At 57.5% G+C, this 22,447-nt stretch carries 21 protein-coding genes and 1 pseudogene; 6 read left to right on the top strand and 16 right to left on the bottom strand.

All coding sequences use genetic code 11. From position 1 onward, the window contains the following. Positions 1-18: 18 nt before the first annotated feature. Both RHM59_RS08170 and RHM59_RS08165 read left to right on the top strand, forming a co-directional pair. Positions 19-861: an amidohydrolase family protein gene (locus RHM59_RS08170; protein ID WP_322286379.1), complete on the top strand. Its 843-nt coding sequence runs from the start codon at positions 19-21 to the stop codon at positions 859-861. 269 nt (positions 862-1,130) lie between these two features. Then, positions 1,131-1,391, top strand: a pseudogene (locus RHM59_RS08165) (hypothetical protein); the annotation flags it as partial. A gap of 169 nt (positions 1,392-1,560) precedes the next feature. Here the strand turns inward: RHM59_RS08165 and RHM59_RS08160 are convergent. From RHM59_RS08160 to RHM59_RS08150, 3 genes are all read right to left on the bottom strand, one after another. After that, positions 1,561-2,958, bottom strand: a complete 1,398-nt coding sequence (locus RHM59_RS08160; RefSeq protein WP_322286377.1) for a HAMP domain-containing sensor histidine kinase — start codon at positions 2,956-2,958, stop codon at positions 1,561-1,563. Beyond that, positions 2,936-3,619, bottom strand: coding sequence for a response regulator transcription factor (locus RHM59_RS08155; protein WP_322286376.1), 684 nt, complete (start codon positions 3,617-3,619; stop codon positions 2,936-2,938). Before RHM59_RS08155 ends, RHM59_RS08160 begins: the two co-directional genes overlap by 23 nt. Before the next feature lie 151 nt (positions 3,620-3,770). Beyond that, complete coding sequence (locus RHM59_RS08150) at positions 3,771-4,643, bottom strand: formate/nitrite transporter family protein (protein ID WP_322286375.1); 873 nt, start codon at positions 4,641-4,643, stop codon at positions 3,771-3,773. 163 nt (positions 4,644-4,806) lie between these two features. On the opposite strand from RHM59_RS08150, the gene RHM59_RS08145 reads away from it, so the two are divergent. Then, positions 4,807-5,289, top strand: a complete 483-nt coding sequence (locus tag RHM59_RS08145) for a GNAT family N-acetyltransferase (RefSeq protein WP_322165113.1) — start codon at positions 4,807-4,809, stop codon at positions 5,287-5,289. Here the strand turns inward: RHM59_RS08145 and pncA are convergent. From pncA to RHM59_RS08130, 3 genes are all read right to left on the bottom strand, one after another. Further along, positions 5,241-5,948: a bifunctional nicotinamidase/pyrazinamidase gene (gene pncA / locus RHM59_RS08140; RefSeq protein WP_322165112.1), complete on the bottom strand. Its 708-nt coding sequence runs from the start codon at positions 5,946-5,948 to the stop codon at positions 5,241-5,243. The genes RHM59_RS08145 and pncA overlap by 49 nt on opposite strands. A 431-nt stretch (positions 5,949-6,379) precedes the next feature. Next, positions 6,380-7,642 carry a M20 family metallo-hydrolase gene (locus RHM59_RS08135; protein WP_322286374.1) on the bottom strand — a complete coding sequence of 421 codons (1,263 nt, stop codon included), beginning with the start codon at positions 7,640-7,642 and terminating at the stop codon, positions 6,380-6,382. Further along, positions 7,639-8,130 (bottom strand): L-2-amino-thiazoline-4-carboxylic acid hydrolase, encoded by a 492-nt coding sequence (locus tag RHM59_RS08130; protein ID WP_322286373.1) that lies wholly within the window; start codon positions 8,128-8,130, stop codon positions 7,639-7,641. Before RHM59_RS08130 ends, RHM59_RS08135 begins: the two co-directional genes overlap by 4 nt. A 152-nt stretch (positions 8,131-8,282) precedes the next feature. Between RHM59_RS08130 and RHM59_RS08125 the strand changes: the two genes are divergently transcribed. After that, positions 8,283-9,188: a LysR substrate-binding domain-containing protein gene (locus RHM59_RS08125; RefSeq protein WP_322286372.1), complete on the top strand. Its 906-nt coding sequence runs from the start codon at positions 8,283-8,285 to the stop codon at positions 9,186-9,188. Positions 9,189-9,584: 396 nt separating this feature from the next. Here the strand turns inward: RHM59_RS08125 and RHM59_RS08120 are convergent, their stop codons facing one another. The 7 genes from RHM59_RS08120 to puuE form a co-directional block, all read right to left on the bottom strand. Next, positions 9,585-10,385, bottom strand: coding sequence for an outer membrane protein OmpK (locus RHM59_RS08120; protein ID WP_322286371.1), 801 nt, complete (start codon positions 10,383-10,385; stop codon positions 9,585-9,587). 156 nt (positions 10,386-10,541) lie between these two features. Continuing rightward, positions 10,542-11,897, bottom strand: a complete 1,356-nt coding sequence (locus RHM59_RS08115) for a nucleobase:cation symporter-2 family protein (protein WP_322286370.1) — start codon at positions 11,895-11,897, stop codon at positions 10,542-10,544. 137 nt (positions 11,898-12,034) lie between these two features. Next, positions 12,035-13,324, bottom strand: coding sequence for a urate hydroxylase PuuD (locus tag RHM59_RS08110; protein WP_322286369.1), 1,290 nt, complete (start codon positions 13,322-13,324; stop codon positions 12,035-12,037). Positions 13,325-13,376: 52 nt separating this feature from the next. Continuing rightward, positions 13,377-13,877: an ureidoglycolate lyase gene (locus RHM59_RS08105; RefSeq protein WP_322165105.1), complete on the bottom strand. Its 501-nt coding sequence runs from the start codon at positions 13,875-13,877 to the stop codon at positions 13,377-13,379. Positions 13,878-13,991: 114 nt separating this feature from the next. After that, positions 13,992-14,987 carry an allantoicase gene (alc, locus tag RHM59_RS08100; protein WP_322286368.1) on the bottom strand — a complete coding sequence of 332 codons (996 nt, stop codon included), beginning with the start codon at positions 14,985-14,987 and terminating at the stop codon, positions 13,992-13,994. 44 nt (positions 14,988-15,031) lie between these two features. Next, on the bottom strand, positions 15,032-15,547 hold the full coding sequence (gene uraD, locus RHM59_RS08095; protein ID WP_322165103.1) for a 2-oxo-4-hydroxy-4-carboxy-5-ureidoimidazoline decarboxylase: 516 nt from the start codon (positions 15,545-15,547) through the stop codon (positions 15,032-15,034). Beyond that, complete coding sequence (gene puuE, locus RHM59_RS08090) at positions 15,544-16,491, bottom strand: allantoinase PuuE (RefSeq protein WP_322165102.1); 948 nt, start codon at positions 16,489-16,491, stop codon at positions 15,544-15,546. Before puuE ends, uraD begins: the two co-directional genes overlap by 4 nt. Before the next feature lie 382 nt (positions 16,492-16,873). Between puuE and uraH the strand changes: the two genes are divergently transcribed. Beyond that, the gene (gene uraH, locus RHM59_RS08085; protein ID WP_322165101.1) at positions 16,874-17,227 is read left to right on the top strand and encodes a hydroxyisourate hydrolase; all 354 of its coding nucleotides are present in this window, start codon (positions 16,874-16,876) and stop codon (positions 17,225-17,227) included. A 432-nt stretch (positions 17,228-17,659) separates the two neighbouring features. Here uraH and RHM59_RS08080 read toward each other — a convergent pair whose 3' ends face one another. Next, positions 17,660-19,006, bottom strand: coding sequence for an NCS2 family permease (locus RHM59_RS08080; RefSeq protein ID WP_322165100.1), 1,347 nt, complete (start codon positions 19,004-19,006; stop codon positions 17,660-17,662). Positions 19,007-19,285: 279 nt separating this feature from the next. Between RHM59_RS08080 and RHM59_RS08075 the strand changes: the two genes are divergently transcribed. Further along, complete coding sequence (locus RHM59_RS08075) at positions 19,286-20,050, top strand: GntR family transcriptional regulator (protein ID WP_322165099.1); 765 nt, start codon at positions 19,286-19,288, stop codon at positions 20,048-20,050. A gap of 149 nt (positions 20,051-20,199) precedes the next feature. Here RHM59_RS08075 and guaD read toward each other — a convergent pair whose 3' ends face one another. Both guaD and xdhC read right to left on the bottom strand, forming a co-directional pair. After that, positions 20,200-21,534, bottom strand: a complete 1,335-nt coding sequence (gene guaD / locus RHM59_RS08070; RefSeq protein WP_322286367.1) for a guanine deaminase — start codon at positions 21,532-21,534, stop codon at positions 20,200-20,202. Between the two features lie 15 nt (positions 21,535-21,549). Continuing rightward, entirely contained in the window at positions 21,550-22,392 is an 843-nt protein-coding gene (xdhC, locus tag RHM59_RS08065; protein ID WP_322165097.1) for a xanthine dehydrogenase accessory protein XdhC, read from the bottom strand. Positions 22,393-22,447 lie beyond the last annotated feature (55 nt).

Below are 22,447 nucleotides of genomic sequence, written 5' to 3'. Positions count from 1 at the left end.
ACTCTCTAGTTGAGTTTCATGCCTGATATTCGCGTGCCCGCAAGCCCATTTCCGATGCTCGGCGTCGACGCCCATGCCCATGTCTTCAGCCGCGCACTGACAATGGCTTCGGCGCGGCGATACAGCCCGGATTACGACGCCACGCTGGGCCAGTATCTGACGCATTTGCGTGAAAACGGCCTGAGCCATGGCGTATTGGTGCAGCCAAGCTTTCTCGGGACCGATAATCGCTACCTGTTATCGGCCTTGCGCCAGGCGCCACAATGCCTGCGCGGGGTGGCAGTGGTCGACGCCGACGTCAGCCGCGAGGCGCTGGCGGACATGGCCGAGCAGGGTGTCGTGGGCATTCGCTTAAACCTCATGGGTCAAGTGCTTCCGGACTTTACCGATGCCAAGTGGAAGTCACTGTTTACCCGGGTTTCGGCGTTGGGGTGGCACGTTGAACTGCACCGCGACGTTGATGACTTGCCGATACTGATCAGCGCGTTGATGGCGCATGACTGCAAGATCGTCATCGACCATTTCGGTCGCCCGGATGCATTGCTGGGCATTGAACAACCGGCGTTTGCGCAGTTATTGGAGCTGGGGTTGAGCGGGCGGGTGTGGCTGAAGGTTTCCGGTATCTACCGATTGGGCGCAGACAGCGAACAGAACATGAGTTTCGCCCGAGACGCCATGCCGCTTTTGATTCAAGCGTTTGGCAAAAAACGTTTGGTGTGGGGCAGTGATTGGCCGCACACCCAGTTTGAAGGGCAAATGGATTATGGCTCTGCGGTTGAGCAGCGGCGGCAATTGGGCTGGTCGGCGCAGGTCGAACACGCACTGTTGGTGGACGTGCCACGTGCGTTGTTTGATTTTTAAGTAAAAACGGGGTGCCAGGAACCCCCTAAGTCAAGGTCCAGCGCAGTGCTCGGTGGGAGTGAACGTGTTCGCGAAGGCCTAAAACCTGAACTCTCAATTCCAGGCCCATTCACTCGGCGCTTTCAGCCAGATGAATAAATGGTTAGTGAGGGGTTCAATTTCCTTTCACATGTATTCATTTGTTCATCGGGCTGTACCTCGCCAAGCTTGTAGCCATCGAAAACCCCGACCTTTCCGGGGACGGTTTCAAACGGCCGAGGTCTATCTGAATGTCATCTAAAACGCTGTTGCTCATCCCGATGCTGAGTGTGGTCGCTCTGCTCTGCGCCGCTGTGCCCAAGCCAGATCCGAGCGAGGCTTGGATCGGCTTACGGGAAGACCCGCAGAGCGACTTGATGGCAGAGCGCGTCGACGGCAAGCGGCTGAATGACGGTCGTTACTTCGAAGTCACCCCAGGCACTCATCGGCTGGACATGACGTTGTTTGTCGATGTAATGAACGACAACAACCATAACAAGCAACTGGGTAAAACCCGGGGCTTCACCTGCATGGCGGGTTAATGGGCTCACAGAAACGTTGAATATAAGTGGGAGCGAATTCATTCGCGAAAGAATTCACGCGGTGTGACAGACAGACCGCTTCCCGAATAAATTCGGTCCCACAGGGTTTTCATACAAATCTTACAGCGGGATCGTCGGTTTAGGCCAACGCGCCACCCCGGCGGCATTCAAGAGTCAAGTTGGCGCCGCCGGCAGGGCTGGTGTCGATGTGCAGTTTGAAGCCGTGCAAATTGACGATGGCGGCAACAATGGAAAGGCCCAGGCCGAAGCCACTCTGCTGGCTGCCGTCTGCGCAGCGGTAGAACCGTTGAAACACAGCGTCGCGTTCGGCGACCGGGATGCCAGGGCCGGAGTCCTGGATTTCGATGCGGGTGCCTTCGCCGTCACCGTCGCAGTAGGCGCTGAGGATGACCACCCCACCCAGAGGACTGAACTTGATGGCGTTGCTCAGCAAGTTGGCCAGTGCCTCAAACAACAACGCGCGGTCGCCCATTAACGTTGGCAAAAAGGGGGCAAGTCGTAAATCCAGGGTCAGGGCTGCCTCTTCAGCCACCGGAAGATAAAACTCGTAAAGCTCGTGCAACAACGGCCTCGGGTCGAGTTCGACGAAGCCTGAGCGGCGTTGGTGGTCTTCGAGTTCAGAAATCCGTAATAGGCCACGAAAACGCGCCATCAATGTGTCCGCCTCAGCGATAACCTGGCCCATCTGCAGCGCTTGGGTCGAGTCTTCCGGTGACTGCTGTTGAATGCGGTACAGCTGGGCGCGCAGGCGGGTCAGTGGAGTTCGTAGGTCGTGGGCGATGTTGTCGCAGACGCCTTTTACTTCGTTCATCAGCTTCTCGATGCGATCGAGCATTGCATTGACGATCACTGCCAGCATGTCAAGTTCGTCACGGCGGTCTGATACCGGTAGGCGTCGGGCCATGTCGCCGGCAACGATGGACTCGGCGCTGGCCTGTAGGCCGCGTATTCGGCGCAACGGTCGGCGGCGCAACAAGTGCCACCCTGCAACGCCGGGAATGATGGTCAGGGACATGGCCCACAACAACGCGTGCCAAATAATAGTGGTGACGGCAAACAGCGAACCGTTGTCGCGCACCAGTATCAGCCAGCGCCCGTCATGGGTTTGGGTGGCCACTGCGTCACAGCTGTTTTGCGGCAACTGCGGGTCGTCGGAGTCGATGCAGTCGCTCAGTTCATGAATTTTCCCGTCCAGCGGCAAGTTGGCAGGGATGCTGTTGACCGGGCCACGGATGGGTCGATATTCGCTGTCAAACAGCCCGTAGGCATCCACCGCGCGCATGTCGAATTTTTCGCTGGTGTTCAGCGCATCGATCAGTTGATAACCCTGAAACCGCGCAAAGAGGTGTTGCCGTTGGGTCAGCGAGTGGCGGGCCAGGGTGCTCAGATAGCCCGTGACTTCCCAATACAGCACCCCCATGAGGATGCCGCTCCAGGCGACGAACAGAAAACTGTACAACGCCAGCAGACGGCTGCTGGATGAGCGCCAGCCTTTAGAGGGGTTCAGCAATGACATAACCCGAGCCTCGCACGGTCCGAATCAGCGGTGTCAGGCCAGAGGCATCGATCTTTTTGCGCAGACGCCCGATGTGCACGTCGATCAGGTTGGTGCCGGGGTCGAAATGGTAGCCCCAGACTTCCTCGAAAATCATCATCCGGGTAATGATTTGCCCGGTGTTGCGCATCATGAATTCCAGCAGTTTGTATTCAGTGGGCAGCAGGCTCAGGGGCTGATCGCCACGGCTGGCTTCGCGGCTGATCAGATTGAGCGCCAAGTCACCGACGTGCAACACGGTCTCGGCTTCACTGACTGGATTGTGGCGCCGCAGCAACACCTCGACCCGGGCGGCCATTTCGTCGGAGGCGAAAGGTTTGGACAAGTAGTCGTCACCCCCTGCACGCAAACCCCGCACGCGCTCGTCAACATCCGATAGCGCGCTGATCATCAAGATCGGGGTGGAAATGCCCAAGGCGCGTAAGGTGGTGACGATGGCCAGACCGTTCACTTCCGGCAACATGCGGTCCAAGGTGATCAAGTCATACCCGCCGCTCACGGCGCGTACCAAGCCTTCGCGGCCATTGTCTACCCAGTCAACATCGAGTCCATGACTGCTCAATTCGGCAACGATTTCCTGCGCCGTGACGGCATCGTCCTCGATGGTCAGAATTCGGGTCATGGGGAGAAATACCTGAAAGGTTTACGGCAGAGGGGTAGCATTTTGCCCCTAAATGTTTGGTTACTTTTTAAAAAATAGTTTAGGTGGCTGTGCAGAGACGGCTGATGTATGTGCCACAAACTGCTACAGCCCTTGTATTCCGGGTGTTTGATTACTTGTCGGCGTTCTTCTGAGCTTTTTTAGGGCCATTTGTTTTTCCGCTTTCGCTACGGATCTGCGCATGGCTGATCAGGGCGAAGATGAAGCTGCCACCGATGATATTACCCGCCAGCGTCGGGCCGGCAAACGTCAGCCAAAAGTCTTTCCAGGGCAATTGCCCGGCAAAGACCAGGTACGACACTTCTGCCGAGCCAACCACGATGTGGGTGAAATCCCCCAGTGCCATCAGATAGGTGATGAACAGGATGATCCAGATTTTCGCGCTTTCCATGGACGGAATCATCCAGACCATGGTCGCAATCATCCAACCGGAAATGATGCCCTTGGAGAACATCTGGCTCACGTCGTTCTCCATGACCTTGTGGCCGATGTCGAGAAACGCCGCATCGGTTTTCGGGTCGAAAATCGGTAAATGCAACATCACGTAAGCCACCAGCAACGTACCGGTCAAATTGCCGATCAGCACGACGCCCCATAGACGCAGCAGCCGTGCGAAGTTACGCAAGGTCGGTTTGCTCATGACGGGCAAGACGGCGGTCAGGGTGTTTTCGGTGAACAACTGCTGCCTTGCCAGAATCACCGCGAGAAAACCTGCTGAATAGCCTAGGCAAGCAATCACTTTGCTGGCTTCGCCCGCGGGTAATCGCGCATTGAACAAACCCATGGCCATTAGCGACAAACCCATCGTCAGACCGGCGGCCAGTGCCGACCACCACAGCGCGGCCACGCTGCGCTCCAATTCCTGATCGCCTTGCAAGCGGATGGTTTCATGCAGCACCGCCGCACGGGGCGGTTGGTGTTTGTCGACGTCCTTTTCTTCTTCCTCGGACAGCCCTGGGGTCTTGCCGTCTGTTTTGCTGACCATAAAAGTCCTTGGTTCGGGTGCTGAGACATTTTTAGTGCATGGAATGCTGCACGGCGCTGGTGGTTAAGACACACTCCGGTGCCGAGCGTTCGGCCCACTCTTTTATCGGGCCACGGGCGCAGGTTTTTTGCCGAGCATTACGTATTTATTCAGGAGAAACACCGTGAGTATCCACATTCGTGAAGCGACCAGAGCCGATGCCGAGGTGATCCTTGGCTTTATCACCGAACTGGCGATCTACGAAAACGCCGAACACGAAGTATTGGCCAGCGTGGCGGACATCGAACGCAGCCTGTTCGACGAGCCGTCCCCGGCGCGGGCCTTGATCTGTTTGCTGGACGATCAGCCAATTGGCTTCGCCGTGTATTTTCTCAGCTACTCCACTTGGCAGGGCCGCAAGGGGTTGTACCTGGAAGACCTGTTTGTTTCTTCGCAGCACCGGGGTGTGGGCGCCGGGAAAAAGCTGCTTCGCCATCTGGCGAAACTGGCGTACGACAGCGGCTGCGGGCGTTTTGAATGGAGTGTGCTGGACTGGAACACCCCGGCCATCGATTTTTATAAATCCATCGGCGCGCAGCCGCAGGAAGAGTGGGTGCGTTACCGCTTGGCCGGCGACACATTGAAAGACTTCGCGCTGGGCGAGTGATCATTACGGTCACTCAATACCTCGTCGGATTCGATGCGTTGCACCCCGGCCAGCAGCATCGTTTCCCACGCGGCGTCGAGTGAGCCATTCAAGTCGATGGCGCGGCAGGCGTCGGCGATGACAAAGGTGGTAAAACCTTCGCCCCGGGCGTCTTGTGCCGACCACGCCACGCAAAAATCCAGCGCGAGGCCGACCACAAACACCGTGTGTATGCCGCGATCCTTGAGGTAGCCGGCGAGCCCGGTGCGGGTACAACGATCTGCTTCAAGAAACGCCGAATAGCTGTCGATGCACGGGTTATAGCCCTTGCGCACCACCAGTTGAGCGTTGGGCAGATCAAGGTCGGCGTGCAACTCGGCGCCTGGGCTGCCTTGTACGCAGTGGTCGGGCCACAAGGTTTGTGCGCCGTACGGCAGGTGAATACTGTCGAACGGTTTGCGCTCGGCATGGCTGGAGGCAAACGAGATATGCCCGGCAGGGTGCCAGTCCTGAGTAATGACCACGTTGCGAAAGCACGCCCCGAGTCGATTGATCAACGGCACCAAGGCATCGCCATCGGCGACCGCCAGTTGCCCACCGGGCATGAAGTCGTTCTGCATGTCGATGACTAGCAGTGCGCTAGCAGGGCTGGAGGGTAAGAAAGTGCTAGGAAAACTCATGTTCAGCTCCGCCTTGAGCATTATCCGCGGGCGCGGAAAGGTCCAGTGTGCCTGAGGCTGCGCAGAACCATAAGGCGCCGTTGAGCGCCTTAATCGATAAAGCGGCGAATTATAGTCAGTGTTGTCTGTACTGGCCTCTTTCCGAAACCGATATTCAATTCACCAACGATCTACGGGCGGGCAGCCATCTATAGAGCCAACGTGTTGGCGAAAGCCGGGACGGCTCTGGGGTTTCATTGGCACGGTTTATAGCAAGCAGCCGCAGATACTGTGGGAGTAGGCTTGCCTGCGAAGCGGCCCGTAGTCGCGCCGCTGATGTCGACCTGAAACCTGGGTCGCCTGCATTGACGCTTTCGTTGGCAAGCCACATAGATTTTTGGCAGACACGCAAGAGTAGGCACTGAACATCTGATCGCAGCCTTCGGCAGCGCCTACAGATCAGGCATGGAATGGTCGCCGACCTCATTCGCCTTGGCCAACATCACCAGCAACAGCACATTCGCTCCCGCTTCGGCCCAATGTGGATGGATGTGTTCAGCTTCGTTATGGCTCAGTCCGTCCACGCACGGGACGAAGATCATGGCGGTGGGCGCCACTCGGCTGAGGTAGCAGGCATCGTGCCCGGCGCCGGATATGATCGGTCGCTGGGTGTAGCCCAATGCGGTGGCCGCCTGGCTGACGTGGCGGATGCAATCGGCATCAAACTCAATCGGCGCGTATTGGAAAATCTGCTCCACCTGGTACCTGAGGCCGATTTCCAGGGCGATCCGCTTGACCGCTTCGCGCAGTTTTATGTCCAGTTCAACCAGCACCGATTCGTTCGGGTGGCGAAACTCGACGCTGAAAAAGACCCGGCCCGGCACTACGTTGCGTGAGTTCGGAAAGACGTTGGCCATGCCCACTGTTGCCCGGCCTTCATCACCTTGTTCCAACCCCAGCGAGTGAACCGCTTCCACCACTCGCGCAAAGCCGAGCAGGGCGTCGAGGCGGTGATTCATCGGCGTGGTGCCGGCGTGTGCGCTACGGCCGGTCAGTTCAACTTCGTACCAGCGCTGCCCTTGAGCACCGGTGACCACGCCAATGGTAATGTGCTCAGCCTCCAGAATCGGGCCTTGTTCGATGTGCACTTCAAAGGCGGCATGAATGGCTCGGCCGCCCATGGGCTCTGTCCCGGCATAGCCAATCTGCTCCAGCGCCTGACCAATGCTGACGCCCGCCGCGTCGGTGCGTGACAAGCCGTAGTCGAGGTCGAACACCCCGGCGTAAACCCCGGAGGCAATCATCGCGGGCGCGAAACGCGAGCCTTCTTCGTTGGTCCAGTTGACCACTTCGATGGGGCGCTCGGTCTGGATCTCCTGATCGTTCAACGCGCGCAGTACCTCAAGGCCGGCCATTACGCCGTAGATGCCATCGAACTTGCCGCCGGTGGGTTGAGAGTCGCCATGGGACCCGGTGATTACGGGTGCCAGTGAATTATTGCGACCGGCGCGGCGGGCGAAAATATTGCCCATGGCGTCGATGCGCACGCTGCAACCGGCTTCTGTTGCCCAGCGCACGAACAGGTCGCGGCCGACGCGATCTTCTTCGCTCAAGGCCAAACGGCAGACACCGCCCTTGGAAATCGCGCCGATCTGCGCCATCTCCATCAACGACTCCCACAAGCGCGTGCCGTTTACCCAAGGCTGAACACTCATGCCGTGTGCTCCTGATCCTTGACCCGGTAGCGGAAATTGCAATGTGAAGCGCCGCCCATGATGGTTTGGGTGCGCACCAATTGGACCCTGGGGTCGTAGCCGACAATGAACAGCTCATCACGATTGCACGACAGCAAGTGTCCGATCTCACCCAGACCCATCTCGTGGTACATCTCGGCATAGCGGCAGCGTTTGACGTCATAGTCGAAATGCACGGCGTCGCTGGCGATGATTTCGACCTTCAGCGCATCGTCCTTTTCCCACAACGCTTGTAGCGCGACGAAACCCTCAAGACTTGGGCCTTGCGGTTCCCGCGCGGCGAACTGTCGGCCGGCCTCAACGGCGGCCTGCGACACCGCTTCGCCAATGACGGCAGCGGCTTTTTCTTGTCCGTAATCACGCAGCAGAATCTGGTAAATGGGCTTGATTATTTCGGCTTCGATCCGCCGTCTGGCGAGAATCCCCAGTTCGCCGTCGTGAATACTCATGTGCTGGCCCTCGGTCAATTAACGCTGATGATGCACAGTAAGTATTTATTCTGTTTTTATCAAATATCAGAACGGTCTATAGGATAGATATCAATGTTCATTGAGTAACAGAAGGCTGTTAATGAGATTGAATTAAGGTTTAAACTCAATACATGAAAAATACAGAACAGTTGGATAACGATCCACCATTGCGTGCGGTGCGTACGTTTGAAGCCTTCGCTCGTCATGGCGGTGTGAACAGTGCTGCCCGAGAACTGGATGTTTCGCCGTCTGCGGTGAGCCATCAACTGCGGCTGCTGGAGACATTTCTCCGACAGCCGTTGACTGCCCGGCAAGGACGCAATCTGATTCTGACGGACGAGGGACGTGAGTATTACCGGGCGATTCGGTCGGCGTTTGCGGTACTGCGCAGCGCCACTGACCATGTGCGGGAAAAGTCGGTCATGCGCCAGGTCACCATCAGCCTGATCCCGTTGTTTGGCATCAACCTGTTCATTCCGCGTCTGGCGGAATTTCTGCAGGAGAATCCGGGATTGGACATTAACGTGACCTACGCCAATCACCGAAGTTATCCCAGTGACGCGGCGGACATCTCGATTCGGTTTGGCACTGGGCATTGGCCGGGTTATCACAGCGAGCTGTTGATCTCCGGCGCGGTGGGCGCCTATTGCAGCCGGGATTTCGCCGAATGGCATAGCCCGATTGCGACACCCGAGGCATTGAGTGAATTGCCGTTATTGCACGACGAAGAGCGCGGCACCTGGGCGCAGTGGTTCGCCGCCGCAGAGGTCACACACCCGGCTGCATTGAATGGATTGCTGTTTGAGGACGGACAGTTGGCGCTTACCGCCACACTGACCGGGCTGGGTTGCTCGCTGTTGCGCGAGCCGTTGGTGGCGCCGCATGTGGCCAGCGGGGAGCTGGTCAAACTGTTTGACCTGACCGTGGATGATGGCCGCGCTTACTACCTCTGCCGTCGCGCCGACAGTGAACTGTCTCGGGAGGGGCTGAATCTGTATAGCTGGGTCAAACGCAGCCATCAATATCTCGGTGGATGACTTCTCTGTGCCTGACACACCGCATCAAGCTTAGATCGCCAACAAGTTGGCTCTACAGCGTTGGCGCTACCTTCGGCCTTGGTCTTTGCGCAATATCGGCGCGCCGAACGGTGCTTCGCCCGTGCGGCGGCCAAGCCGATCCCGCTGTTGCCTCCAGTGATCAATGCCGTTTTGTTGTTTAGGTCATGGTGATCGCCTTTTGAGAGTGGGTGCTTCGAATCAAGGGTCGATGGTGCAGTGGCTTCCGAGCGTGCGGCCAAGCGTGAGGCGTTTCAGGCGGGGAAATAAATTGATTAGATGCCGCCTGACACACCGGTTTCGTTGGCAAGCCTCCCACAGCATTGGCCTTTGACGGCGATTTGTGGGAGCAGGCTTGCCTGCGAAGGGTCTTTGAAATCAGAACATCACTTTAACCAGCAAACTCGCGGTGTTCTGGTTGGTGTCAAAATCCTTGCTGTTTTCGATCCCGTATTTGTTGCTCCAATAGTCGTACTCGATACCGACGTAGAGCTGCTTCTCACCGAGGCTCATGGCCTTGCCCAGGTCATATTTGATCTGCGGGTTGAAGTGCAAGTTGGCGTGGTAAGTACCACGAGCGTTTTTGTCGTTGTCCACTACCCAATCCATGAAACCATCGATCAGGATGTCCGACCCGCGTACCGGAATCGTGTAGGACCAAACTGGGGTGATTTGCCATACGTTGTTCCCTGGACGTGTGCCGTCAGGATGGCGCTGGAAGAAGTTCAGCTGGAAGTAGTCGAACCCCGGAATTGCCAGGTCGAACCCCGGACCAATCAGGTAGGACTCGACATTGCCTTCGCCAAACTCATAGGTCATCGCCAGCAGCACGTCTTTGATCGGACCCAACTCGAATTTTTGTCCAAAAATCTTGCCCAGTGACAAGCGCGGGGTGAACTCGCCATACATCCCGAAATGACCGAGTTGGCTGTCCGGTTTGCCGTTGTAGAACGTGTTGTCGACAAACAGAAAGTTATCGCCGTACTTCCAGCCGTCAGCATGTTCGAAGGTGAAGGTCTGTTGTGTTTGCGGGTTGACGGCGTAGTTCTGGCCCCACAGATACGTCAGGCTGTTGCTTTGCCATTGCACAAGGTCGCCGGCCAACGTTTGGCCAGCGGCGAACAGGCTGCCGGCGGCGATTAAACTGCTGGCGACCAGGCGAGAAAAAATACGGGTCATGCGGGTTGCTCCCAGGGGTTGAGTGGCTTGGTTTTTATTAAGTAGCGCTCTGTAGCGGCGCCTTTTTTTGCGGTGTTTCAGGGGTAAATTTTTGACGTGGCTGCGCCGTGACCGATGGACATGCGCTGTCTATCGGCCAGGATTTAAAGTGGGGGATCAGTGCGGGTGGGCGGCCTTGTTCATGGCCTCGCGTTCAGCCCCGCCGAGTACGTTGAACAGCAGGTTCAACAACACTGCGCTGAGGGTGGCGAGGGCGATGCCACTGTGGGTAATCGGCCCCATCCATAACGGCAAGTGCGCGAAAAACTCCGGCCGCACAACGGGGATCAAGCCCATGCCGATGCTGACGGCGACCAGTAATTGGTTGCGTCGGTCACCGATGTCGGCTTCCTGAAGGATTTTGATCCCCGTCGCGGCCACCATGCCGAACATGGCGATGGCCGCGCCGCCGAGCACCGCAGGCGGGATCGAAGCCACCAGAAACGCGGCTTTGGGTAGCAAACTCAAGCTGATCAGGAACCCGCCGGCGACCACCGTCACATAACGGCAGCGCACGCCAGTCATCTGAACCAGACCAATGTTTTGGGCGAACGACGAGTGGGTGAACGTGTTGAGAAAACCGGCGAGAAACGACGCCGCGGCGTCGCACATCAACCCGCGTCGGAGCATGCCGGGGGTGACTTCGCGGTCTGTGATTTTGCCCAGTGCGAGAAACATCCCGGTGGATTCGACGAAGATAATCACCACCACCAAGCACATGGACAGGATCGGCGCGAGGTGAAATTCCGGCATGCCGAAATGCAGCGGCGTGACCACTCTGACCCAAGGCGCCTGAGCCAGGCCTGTGAGGTCAACCATGCCGATCAGTCCCGATAGAACGTAACCCATGCCCATGCCGATCAGCACCGAAATGTTGACCCAAAAGCCGCGCATGAAGCGGTTGATCAACAGGATGGTCGCCAGCACCAATGCAGCGACGGCGAGGTAGACCGGCTCACCGAAACTGACAGCCTTACTGCCACCGCCAGCCCAGTTCACCGCGACCGGGAACAGCGACAGGCCGATGGAAGTGATCACGGTGCCGGTCACCAATGGCGGAAAGAAGCGCACGATTTTCGACATGAACGGAGCGATCAGCATCCCGAAAAAACCGGCGGTAATGGTCGCGCCGAAAATCCCCGTGAGGCCAACGCCGGGCATGCCGGCCATTGCCACCATGCTGCCAACGGCTGCGAAACTGGCGCCCATCATGATCGGCATGCGAATCCCCAACGGCCCAATGCCCAGCGACTGCACCACCGTGGCGATACCGGCAACCAATAGGTCGGCGTTGATCAAAAAGGCGATTTCTTCACGGGACAGACCGGCCGCCTGGCCGATGATCAACGGCACCGCAACAGCGCCGCCGTACATCAATAAGACGTGTTGCAAGCCCACCAGAATCATTTGCAGCAGGGGCAAAGGCTGTCGTGGCGGCGCGGTTGGAATCCGCGCGTGAGTTGACTCGGACATGCAACACCTCACATTTTGTTTTTATTGTGGTTGGAGCAGTAACGCTGACCTCTGTAGAAGCCAACGTGTTGGCGAAGCGGTGTATCAAGTAAAAACCGCATCAAGCCCATCGCCAACACGTTGGCTCCTACAGATTTTTAGTTTGTCCTTGCTCCCTGATCGATCCACGCGCCGAGCAGATCGCGTTCTTTTTGGGTCATTTGCGTGATGTTGCCCAGCGGCATGACTTGCGAAATAACCGCCTGAGCTTGAATGCGCGGGGCCATTTGCTGGATTTGTTGTGCGGTGTCGAACATCACCCCGGCCGGTGCCGCGCTGAACAACGGGCTGGTGGGGTTGGCAGAGTGGCACACGGCACAGCGCTCTTTGATCACGCTGTGAACAGCGCTGAAATCGGGTCCAACTGCTTGGGTCGCGACGGGTGCTGCGGCGACGGCTGCAGCAGGATCGGCTCTATGGCCCCCCAACGCGGTTTCTGGCAGAGGTTGGTATTCGATTTTTGCCGGACCCGCTACGTCAGGTGCTTTCGATATCGGCGTCGGCCCCGTGACATAGGCCATGCAGATCATGCCCAACGCCGCTACCGGCAAGGTCCAGGCAAATTTATGGCTGTTGTGACGGGTGTTGAAATAGTGACGCACCAACACCGCCATCACCGCGATACCGGCCAGGATCAACCAGTTGTACTGGCTGCCGTAGGTGCTCGGAAAGTGGTTGCTGATCATGATGAACAGCACCGGCAAGGTGAAATAGTTGTTGTGTCGGGAGCGCAGCAAACCTTTGGCCGGCAGGGCTGGATCTGGCGTGCGGTTCTCGGCGATGGCCGCGACCAATGCTCTTTGCACGGGCATGATCACCCGGAACACGTTACCGACCATGATCGTGCCGATGATGGCGCCAACGTGCAGGTATGCGCCGCGTCCGCTGAATATTTTGCTGAAGCCGAACGCAGCGGCAATCAGCAGCACGAACAGCACCAGGCCGAGCAGGGCAGGGCGTTTGCCCAAGGCCGAATCGCACAGCGCTTCATAAATGAACCAGCCCGCGATCAGCGAGCCAATGCCGATCGCCACACCTTCAACGCCGGACAGGCCGCTGCCGGGCGCCAGCAAATACAGGGTCGGGTTAGCGTAAAACACCACACAGAGCAGCGCCACACCAGACATCCAGGTGAAATACGCTTCCCATTTGAACCAGTGCAGGTTGTCCGGCATGGTCGGGGGCGCGAGTTTGTATTTTTCCAAGTGGTAGATGCCGCCACCGTGAATCGCCCACAAATCGCCTGCCAGCCCGTCACGCGGGTTAACCCGGTTCAGGTTGTTTTCCAGCCAGACAAAATAAAACGAGGCGCCGATCCATGCCACGCCGGTAATCATATGAATCCAGCGCACGCTCAGATTCAGCCATTCCATCAAATGTGCTTCCACGGTATCTACCTCTGAATCTTGCCGGCCACCACTACGGGTGTTCAGGCCTTTCTTATTGGTGGGCGAGGATCAATTTCTGACCCTCCTCGAAAAAATGTTCGTCGCAGTTATTACCGGTACCACTGCGATCAACCACCAGGAAGTCATCCCGCTTTTCGATCGTCAGCACCGGATGGTGCCAAACGCCGCGATGGTAATTAACGCCCTGCCTGCCATTACTGACGAAGGCGCGGACTAACTCTGATTCAGGTGCATCGCCAACCGGCGCGACCACGATCAGAAAGGGGTTGCCGAGCAGCGGTATGAACGCTTGGCTGCCCAACGGATGCCGCTCCAACATACACACGGTCAACGGCATCGGCAGCGCCTCGGCGCGGAAGATACTGATGATCGCTTTATCCTCCGGCATGGCGGTTTGGACTTCTGCCAGCCGATGAAAACGCATAGTCGAACCGTTATTGATCATGAAGTGATCGCTGCCATCGGTTTCGATGACATCGCCGAATGGGGCGAAGGCTTCTTTGGTCAGGGGCTCGATCACTAAAGTGCGCATGGTGGTTTTATCTCTGAATACGTTGTTGTCTGTTCAATTTATTCGCAGGCAAGCCTGCTCCCACAGTGTATGCATTCCCCTGTGGGAGCAGGCTTGCCTGCGAAGGGTACGACGCTATTTCGCCACTTTACCCAACACCCGCAACCGACTCACACCGCCATCCGGGAACACATTCAAGCGGATGTGGGTGATTGGGCCCAAGTCCTTGATCTGTTCGGCAAAGCTGTGTTCGGCGTGCATTTCCAGTTTCTGTGCCGGCAGCAGTTCGCGCCAGAACAAACTTTGGGTTTCGATCTGGCTGTCGGTGCCGCCTTTGACGAATGCGCCCTGAATCGAGCAGGTGTCCGGGTAATTACCCTTGAAGTGCAGGGTGTCGACGACGACGTGTTCGACGACGCCGGCATGACCCAAGGCGATGATCACCCAATCGTTGCCGGGTGTACGACGCCGGGCGGTTTCCCAACCGTCGCCCATGTTTACGCCACGGCCGGGGTTGAGAATGTTGCTCATGCGCCCGAAATGTTCATCGGAACAGGCCAAGGCACGACCGCCATTCAATGCCGCCGCGAGGTCTATCTGTTCGCTGTCGCCGACAGTCGACCAATCCCGGAACGGCACGCCATACACCCGCAGACGCGCTACACCGCCGTCCGGGTAAATATTGAAACGCAAATGGCTGTACGCCTGATCATTGCTGATGGCGTGGTAGTGATGGCTGTCGCCTTTGAGCTCGACAGCCGGCAGCACTTCAGTCCATTGGGTGTTTTCGTCCGGATCGCCGGAGGACAGGAAGCACGCTTCCAGAGATGCCGAGGGCGGATAGTTACCGGTGAAGAATGAGGTGTCGATGTCCACGCCTTTGATCGAGCCGGGCACACCCAAGCGAATGATCGCGGTGTCGTAACCTTCAAAGCGCTTGCGGCGTGACTCCCAGCCGTCCATCCACTTGCCGTTGTCATCGAACACGCCTTCTTTCCACACCGCAGGGGTGGGCTGGAACAAGCGGTTGGCGTCGGCGAACCAGTCATCGGTCACCGAGACAATGGTGGTGCCCAGACGGGCATCGGCCAGGTTGACGAACTTCTCGAACGGTGCGGCGTAAGCTTTCATTGATCTTGTCTGCCTTTTTTAGAATTGGCGTGGGATAGGCGCGGTCAGAGGGCTTGCAAGCGGAACATCGCGATCTTGTTGATCTCGGCCAAGGCGCAGGCGAACTCAGTCTCGACCGAGTGATGGATGCGCGTTTCGAAGGCGGCGAGGATCTGATGCCGGTCACTGCCTTTCACCGCCATGATGAAGGGGAACGCGAACGAGGCTTTGTAGGCGTCGTTCAGCTCGGTGAAGCGTTGGAACTCTTCGGCCGAGCATTGGTGGATACCGGCGCCAGCTTGCTCGTGGGTGCTGGCTTCGGTCAGTTGGCCTTGCACGGCGGCTTTGCCGGCAAGGTCCGGGTGAGCGTTGATCAGCGCCAGTTGCCGGGCGTGATCAGCACTTAGCAGGATGTCGCTCATGCGGGCGTGCAGGGTTTCGATCTGGTCCAGATCGGCGTCGTGGCCCAGGTCGTAGGCCATTTCCGCAACCCACGCTGAATGCTCGTAAACGTCAGCGAAGGCTGCGACGAATTCATCGCGGCTCAGGGTCGACGGTGTCAGGGTTTGGAAGCGGCTCATTTCGCAGCTTCTCCTGTGACAGGTGCTGCCGACTGAAAAGGGTGTTCAGCGTGCCAATGGCGGGCGATGTCCACCCGGCGACTGAACCAGACCTGCTCGTGGCTTTTGGCGTACTCAAGGAAACGCTTGAGCGCACCCAAACGGGCCGGGCGCCCGATCAGGCGGCAGTGCAAACCAATCGAGAGCATCTTCGGTGCCTCGGCCCCTTCGGCGTACAGCACGTCGAACGCGTCTTTGAGGTACTGAAAAAACTGCTCGCCGTTGTTAAAGCCCTGGGCTTGGGTGAAGCGCATGTCGTTGGTGTCGAGGGTGTACGGAATCACCAGGTGCGGCTTGCCAGTGGTGTTGTTTGGTTCCCAGTAAGGCAGGTCATCGTCGTACGTGTCCGAGTCATACAAGAAGCCGCCTTCCTCCATGACCAACCGACGCGTGTTCGGTCCGGTGCGGCCGGTGTACCAGCCCAACGGACGTTCGCCGCTGATTTCGGTCAGGATACGGATCGCCTCAAGCATGTGTTCCCGCTCTTGGGCTTCGTCCATGTATTGATAGTCGATCCAGCGGTAGCCGTGGCTGCAAATCTCGTGACCCGCCGCAACCATAGCGCGGATCACCTGCGGGTGACGTTGCGCGGCCATGGCCACGGCAAACACAGTCAGCGGAATATCGAATTCCTTGAACAGCTTGAGCACGCGCCAGACACCCACGCGGCTGCCATATTCGTAGAGCGATTCCATGCTCATGTTGCGCTCGCCCTGCAACGGCTGAGCCGAGACCATTTCCGACAGGAAGGACTCGGATTCTTTATCGCCGTGCAGGATATTGCGCTCGCCGCCTTCTTCGTAATTCAGTACGAACGACAGGGCGATGCGGGCGTTGTCCGGCCAGTGGGGGTGAGGGGGGTTGTTGCCGTAACCGATAAGGTCGCGTGGATAGTCAGCACTCACTGCGCTCTTCCTTCTGTACGTGTTATCAGTGGCAGTGGTTGCCGGGTCAATCCGGGCTGGGGCCACCGCGATGGATCGATTGTATACAACTTGATGATCATTTTGTAAGCCTGATTTTTCTTCTTTTTCAGAATTTTATCTCTCCAAGAAGCTTGCAAGAAACTTGCCTGATCGATCAGCTTCTCGTCTCAAGAGGCTTCAACTGCTTGATTGCGGGCATAAACGGCGACTTTCTATAAGGCCTGACAGGCTGCGCCGGATACGCGGTTTTTATTGTGTACAATTTTTATAAAAAATGTCTTAATCTCGCATCGCCGTTCCTTCTGTGCACTGAAAAGGGGCGGCACCGACTTTTCCACAGACCGCGCAGGGCAGACAAACAATGGGACGACTGACGACGCATGTACTGGACGCCGCACACGGCTGCCCCGGCAGCTCCATCAAAATTGAACTGTACCGAGTCGACGGAGACCGTCTGGAGCACCTCGCCAGCACCGTGACCAACAGCGACGGCCGCTGCGATGCGCCGCTGCTCCAAGGTAACGATTACCGCACCGGGGTTTATCAATTGCAGTTCCATGCCGGTAACTATTACCGGGCCCGAGGCACCGAGTTACCCGATCAGGCATTCCTCGACGTCGTGGTGCTGCGGTTTGGTATCGACGCTGCGCAAGATCATTACCACGTACCGCTGCTGATTTCGCCGTACAGCTATTCGACCTATCGCGGCAGCTAAACGTCGCTGGCCCAACCTGTCTCATTTCCTCTTGCCCGCCCACACTGCGGGCTTTTTTTTGCCCGGAATTCGGGAATTTCAGGTTATGCCCTGACGGGGTCCGTCAACGCGTTCTCGCAGCAAACACCGGAGAACTGTAGGAGTTGCCGAGCCGTAGATACTGTGGGAGCAGGCTTGCCAGCGAAGAGGCCGGTAATCGCGCCGCTGATGTCGACCTGAAACCTGAGTCGCCCGCATTGACGCTTTCGTTGGCAAGCCAACTTCCCACAGAGATTTTTGGCAGACACGGAAGAGTCTGCACTGAACATCTGATCGCAGCCTTCGGCCCCTCCTACAGACCCAGGTGATTCTGTGGGACCTATATCGGGAACCGTTGTCTCTGGCCCACTAAACTCCCCGCCGACACGCGGTCTTGTTCAGCCAGCGTTTTGCTTAGAGAAACACAAACTTGGCGACGAAAATCACACACAGCGCGTACAGGCTGACCGAGATTTCCTTGTGCTTACCGGTGCCGACCTTGAGCACCACGTAGGTGATAAACCCGAGCGCGATACCGTCTGCGACCGAGAACGTCAGTGGCATCATGATCACCGTGACGATAGCGGGAATGCTGTCAGTGGCTTCGTCCCAGTTGATATGAGCCATGCCGCCCATCATCAGCATTGCGACGTAGATCAGCGCACCGGCCGTGGCGTAGGCGGGAATCATCCCGGCCAAGGGTGCGAAAAACATCGCCACGATAAACAGCACGCCAACGGTCACCGCCGTAAGCCCGGTCCGTCCGCCCGCCGCAACACCGGCCGCACTTTCGACGTAGCTGGTGACGGGCGGAACACCGACCAAGGCGCCAAACACGCTGGAGGCGCTGTCCGCTTTCAATGCTTTCGACAGGTTTTCAATTTTGCCGTCAGGCTTTACCAGGCCCGCGCGCTGTGCGACGCCCATCAAGGTGCCGGCGGTGTCGAACATGTGCACAAAGAGAAACGCCAGGACCACGCTGATCATGCTGACGTTGAATACGCCCTTGACGTCCATCGCCATCCAGGTCGGCGCCAAGCTCGGTGGGGTGGAGAAAATGCCGTGGTACTGCACCAATCCAAGGCCCCAGCCGGCCAGCGTCACCGCAATAATACTGATCAGGATCGCACCGAAAATCCGGTGGTAACTCAGCACGGCAATCATCAGGAAGCAGATCGCCGCCAATAACGGCCCAGGTTCACGCAACGAGCCAAGCTTGATCAAGGTGCTGGGGCTGGCGACCACGATACCGGCGGTTTTCAAGCCGATGATGCCAAGAAACAACCCAACCCCGGCGCCCATGGCGAAACGCAAACTGATCGGAATGCTATTGAGCAGCCATTCCCGGATGCGTGAAAGGGTCAGGAACATGAAGATCAAACCGGAAATAAATACCGCGCCCAGTGCGGTTTGCCAGCTGTAGCCCATGGTGCCGACCACGGTGTAGGTAAAGAAAGCGTTCAAGCCCATGCCCGGCGCCAGACCTACAGGCCAGTTAGCGTACAGCCCCATCAACAGGCAGCCGAGGGCGGCGGCGATACAGGTGGCCACGAACGCGGCCCCATGATCGATGCCCGCGTCGGCCATGATGTTCGGGTTGACGAAGATGATGTAAGCCATGGTGATGAAGGTGGTCAGGCCCGCCAGCAGTTCGGTTCTGACGGTCGTGCCGTGCACGCTTAGCTTGAAAACACGTTCAAGCAAGCCAGTGCGTGGCGGCGTTAGATCCAGCGTCGTTGCTTCGGATTTGCGACTTTCCACAGCGGGGGTACTCCTCAAGACTTTTATTGTTTTTTCCCGCACCTGAAGCGGTGCAGTGAGGCGGTGCGTTTGAAATGATGGTTTTTGACCATTAAGTCAGGAATTTGCACGAAACCGATTATGCTTTTGTATACAAGAAAAGCAAATAATGTTTTATCTGTTGTGTGATAAATATTTTGGATTGTGTGCATAACGCCGCCCTCTAAACCGTCGCTATTCACAACCCATGCACTGTGTACAATGTGTCGGTACTTTTCTGTGACTTGCCCTCGAGAGCCCATGAACGAACAGTTGCAGCCCCTCAAAAAACAGCCGCGTATCCTCAAGACTGGCCGCACCGGAACACAGGACGATATCGTTTACGCGCATATCTTCGAGGCCATCCTGGAGCAGCGTCTGGCGCCCGGTACGAAACTGAGTGAGGAAGCGCTGGGGGAAATTTTCGGGGTCAGCCGCACGATCATTCGTCGTGCGTTGTCACGTTTGGCCCATGAAGGGGTTGTGCTGCTGCGGCCGAACCGTGGCGCAGTGGTGGCCAGCCCGAGTGTTGAAGAAGCACGCCAAGTGTTCTTTGCTCGGCGCATGGTGGAGAAGGCGATTACCGAGTTGGCGGTCGAGCACGCAACCCCGGAGCAACTCGCCGAGTTGCGGCAGATGGTCAGCGACGAGCGCGACAGTTTTTCCCGCGGGGATCGCGGCGCCGGGATTCGTTTATCGGGGGAGTTTCACTTGAAATTGGCCGTGGCAGCGAAGAATGCGCCGCTGATCAGCTTTCAGCGCAGCCTGGTGTCGCAGACCTCATTGATCATCGCGCAGTACGAAAGCGGCAATCGCTCACACTGCTCTTACGATGAACACAACCAATTGATCGATGCCATAGAAGCGCGCGACGCGGCATTGGCGGTAAACCTGATGATGCATCACATGGACCACATCGACAGCAAGCTCAACCTCGACGAAGACAGCGCCTCCGACGACCTGCACGCAGTGTTCTCGCACTTGATGCTGACCAAGAAAAAGCCGGGACGGAATCAGGCGGTTTAAGTCAGTCCCTGTAGGAGCCAACACGTTGGCTCCTACAGATCCGCGCTGTATCAGGAGTTAGCTGAGGAATCGACCGGTTGAAATCCTGTGCGACCGAATTTATTCGGGAAGACCACGCCGCAGTCCTTCAGAAAAATCCGCGTCGGTGACTAGTCGCGCTTGTGCACTCGCTGCCCGGCCGAGTAGGTCTCCAGCACGGTTCGGTCATCCCCCAGGGTGGTCAGCACGAACAACTTCTCCTCGATGTCCTTCGCCTGTTTCAAGCGGTAGGCGAGGAGGGGGGTGGCGTTGTAATCAAGCACCACGAAATCCGCTTCGGTTCCCGGATACAACGTGCCGATCTTGTCTTCAAGACGCAATGCCCGTGCGCCGCCCAACGTCGCCAGGTACAGCGATTTGAACGGGCTGAGTTTGGCACCTTGGAGCTGCATCACCTTGTACGCCTCGTTCAGCGTGTGCAGCAGTGAAAAGCTGGTGCCCGCGCCGACGTCGGTGCCCAAACCGATGTTGAGCTTGTGCTTCTCGGCCATTGGCAAATCAAACAAACCGCTGCCGAGAAACAGGTTCGAGGTTGGGCAGAACGCCACCGCTGAACCGGTTTCCGCCAACCTTGCGCATTCGTCGTCGCACAAGTGCACGCCGTGAGCAAATACTGAGCGTTCGCCGAGCAATTTGAAGTGGTCGTACACATCCAGATAATTGCTGCGTTCAGGGAACAACGCTTTCACCCACTCAACTTCTTGCAGGTTCTCGCTGATGTGCGTCTGCATGTAAACGTCTGGGTATTCGCCGAGCAATTGCCCCGCCAGCGCCAATTGTTCCGGGGTGCTGGTCGGCGCGAAGCGCGGGGTTACGGCATAGTGCAAGCGGCCTTTGCCGTGCCAGCGCTCAATCAGCGCCTTGCTGTCGACGTAGCTGGATTCAGCGGTGTCGACCAAGTAGTCCGGCGCGTTGCGGTCCATCATCACCTTGCCCGCGATCATCCGCAGGTTGCGGGCTTGCGCGGCACTGAAAAAAGCCTCCACCGAGGCCTTGTGCACACTGCCGAACACCAGTGCGGTAGTGGTGCCGTTGCGCAGCAGTTCCTTAATGAAAATCTCTGACACTTCAGCCGAATGCGCCGGGTCGGCAAACTGCTTTTCGCAGGGGAATACGTAGGTGTTCAGCCAGTCCAGCAACTGCTCGCCATAGGACCCGACCATCCCGGTCTGCGGCAAATGGATGTGGGTATCGATGAACCCGGGGGTGATCAACGCGTCCGGGTATTGCGTGACCTCGACATCACTGCCGAGCGTGCCAAGTAAATCTGCAGCGTGCCCAAGGGCGACGATGTTGCCGTCCTCGACCACCAGCAAGCCGTCGGGAAAATACTCATAAGACGCTTCGATCACCACCTGCGCAGGATCGGCAATGCTGTGCAAAATCGCGGCGCGGTAGGCTTTCTTGGTGGTGCTTGCAAGGGTACTGACAGAAACGGAAGTCATAACACTCTCATTCATTCATTGTTGTGCTTGGCTGCGGCGGGAGACCGGCAGCAAGTGGGCAATCGGTGCAGCGTCGGCGCTGTGCTGGCCGAAATTAGCGTTGTACGTGGCGATCACTTCAGCAGCGATGGACACGGCAATTTCAATAGGCAATTTGCCTTTGACTTCGGCCAGGCCCATCGGGCAACGAATGCGGTTTAGCAAGGCCGCATCGAAGCCGCGTTCGCGCAATCGATGCTCGAATTTGACCCGTTTGGTCTTCGAGCCGATCAAGCCGAAATAGGTGAAGTCATTGCGCTTGAGAATCGCCGCTGTCAGTTCCAGATCCAACTGATGGTTGTGGGTCATGACGATGCAATAACTGCCCTTGGGCAACTGGTCGATTTCATCCACAGGCTCTTCGTTGACGATGCGTAACACGCCCTCGGGAATCTGCGCGGGGAACTCATTTTCCCGGGAATCAATCCAACGCACCCGGCACGGCAAGCTCGCCAGCAGCGGCACCAACGCGCGCCCCACATGGCCTGCACCAAACACTGCGATCTGCGCTTGTGGTTGACCCATGGGTTCAAACAACAGCACATTCACCCCGCCGCAACATTGGCCCAGACTTGCGCCGAGGCTGAAACGTTCCAGGCGGGTGTTTTGACTGCCGCTGGCGAGCATCTCGCGGGCTATTTCCATCGCCTTGTATTCCAGGTGTCCACCACCGATGGTCTCGAAGATCCGCTCGGCGCTGACCACCATCTTCGACCCGGCATTACGCGGCGTCGAACCGCGCTCGTCGATGATGGTCACCAACACGCATGGCTCGCCCTGTGTTTGCAACTCGGCAAGGGCACTGATCCAGTTGTCCATGTATCTCTCCTGATCGTCTTTCAACGCCGCCACGTCATTTATCTGTAACACCGGC

Source organism: Pseudomonas sp. MH10 (genome assembly GCF_034353045.1).
Taxonomy (GTDB): Bacteria; Pseudomonadota; Gammaproteobacteria; order Pseudomonadales; family Pseudomonadaceae; genus Aquipseudomonas.
Note: the sequence above shows the minus strand (reverse complement) of the source record. Positions and strands in the feature narration are given on the sequence as shown.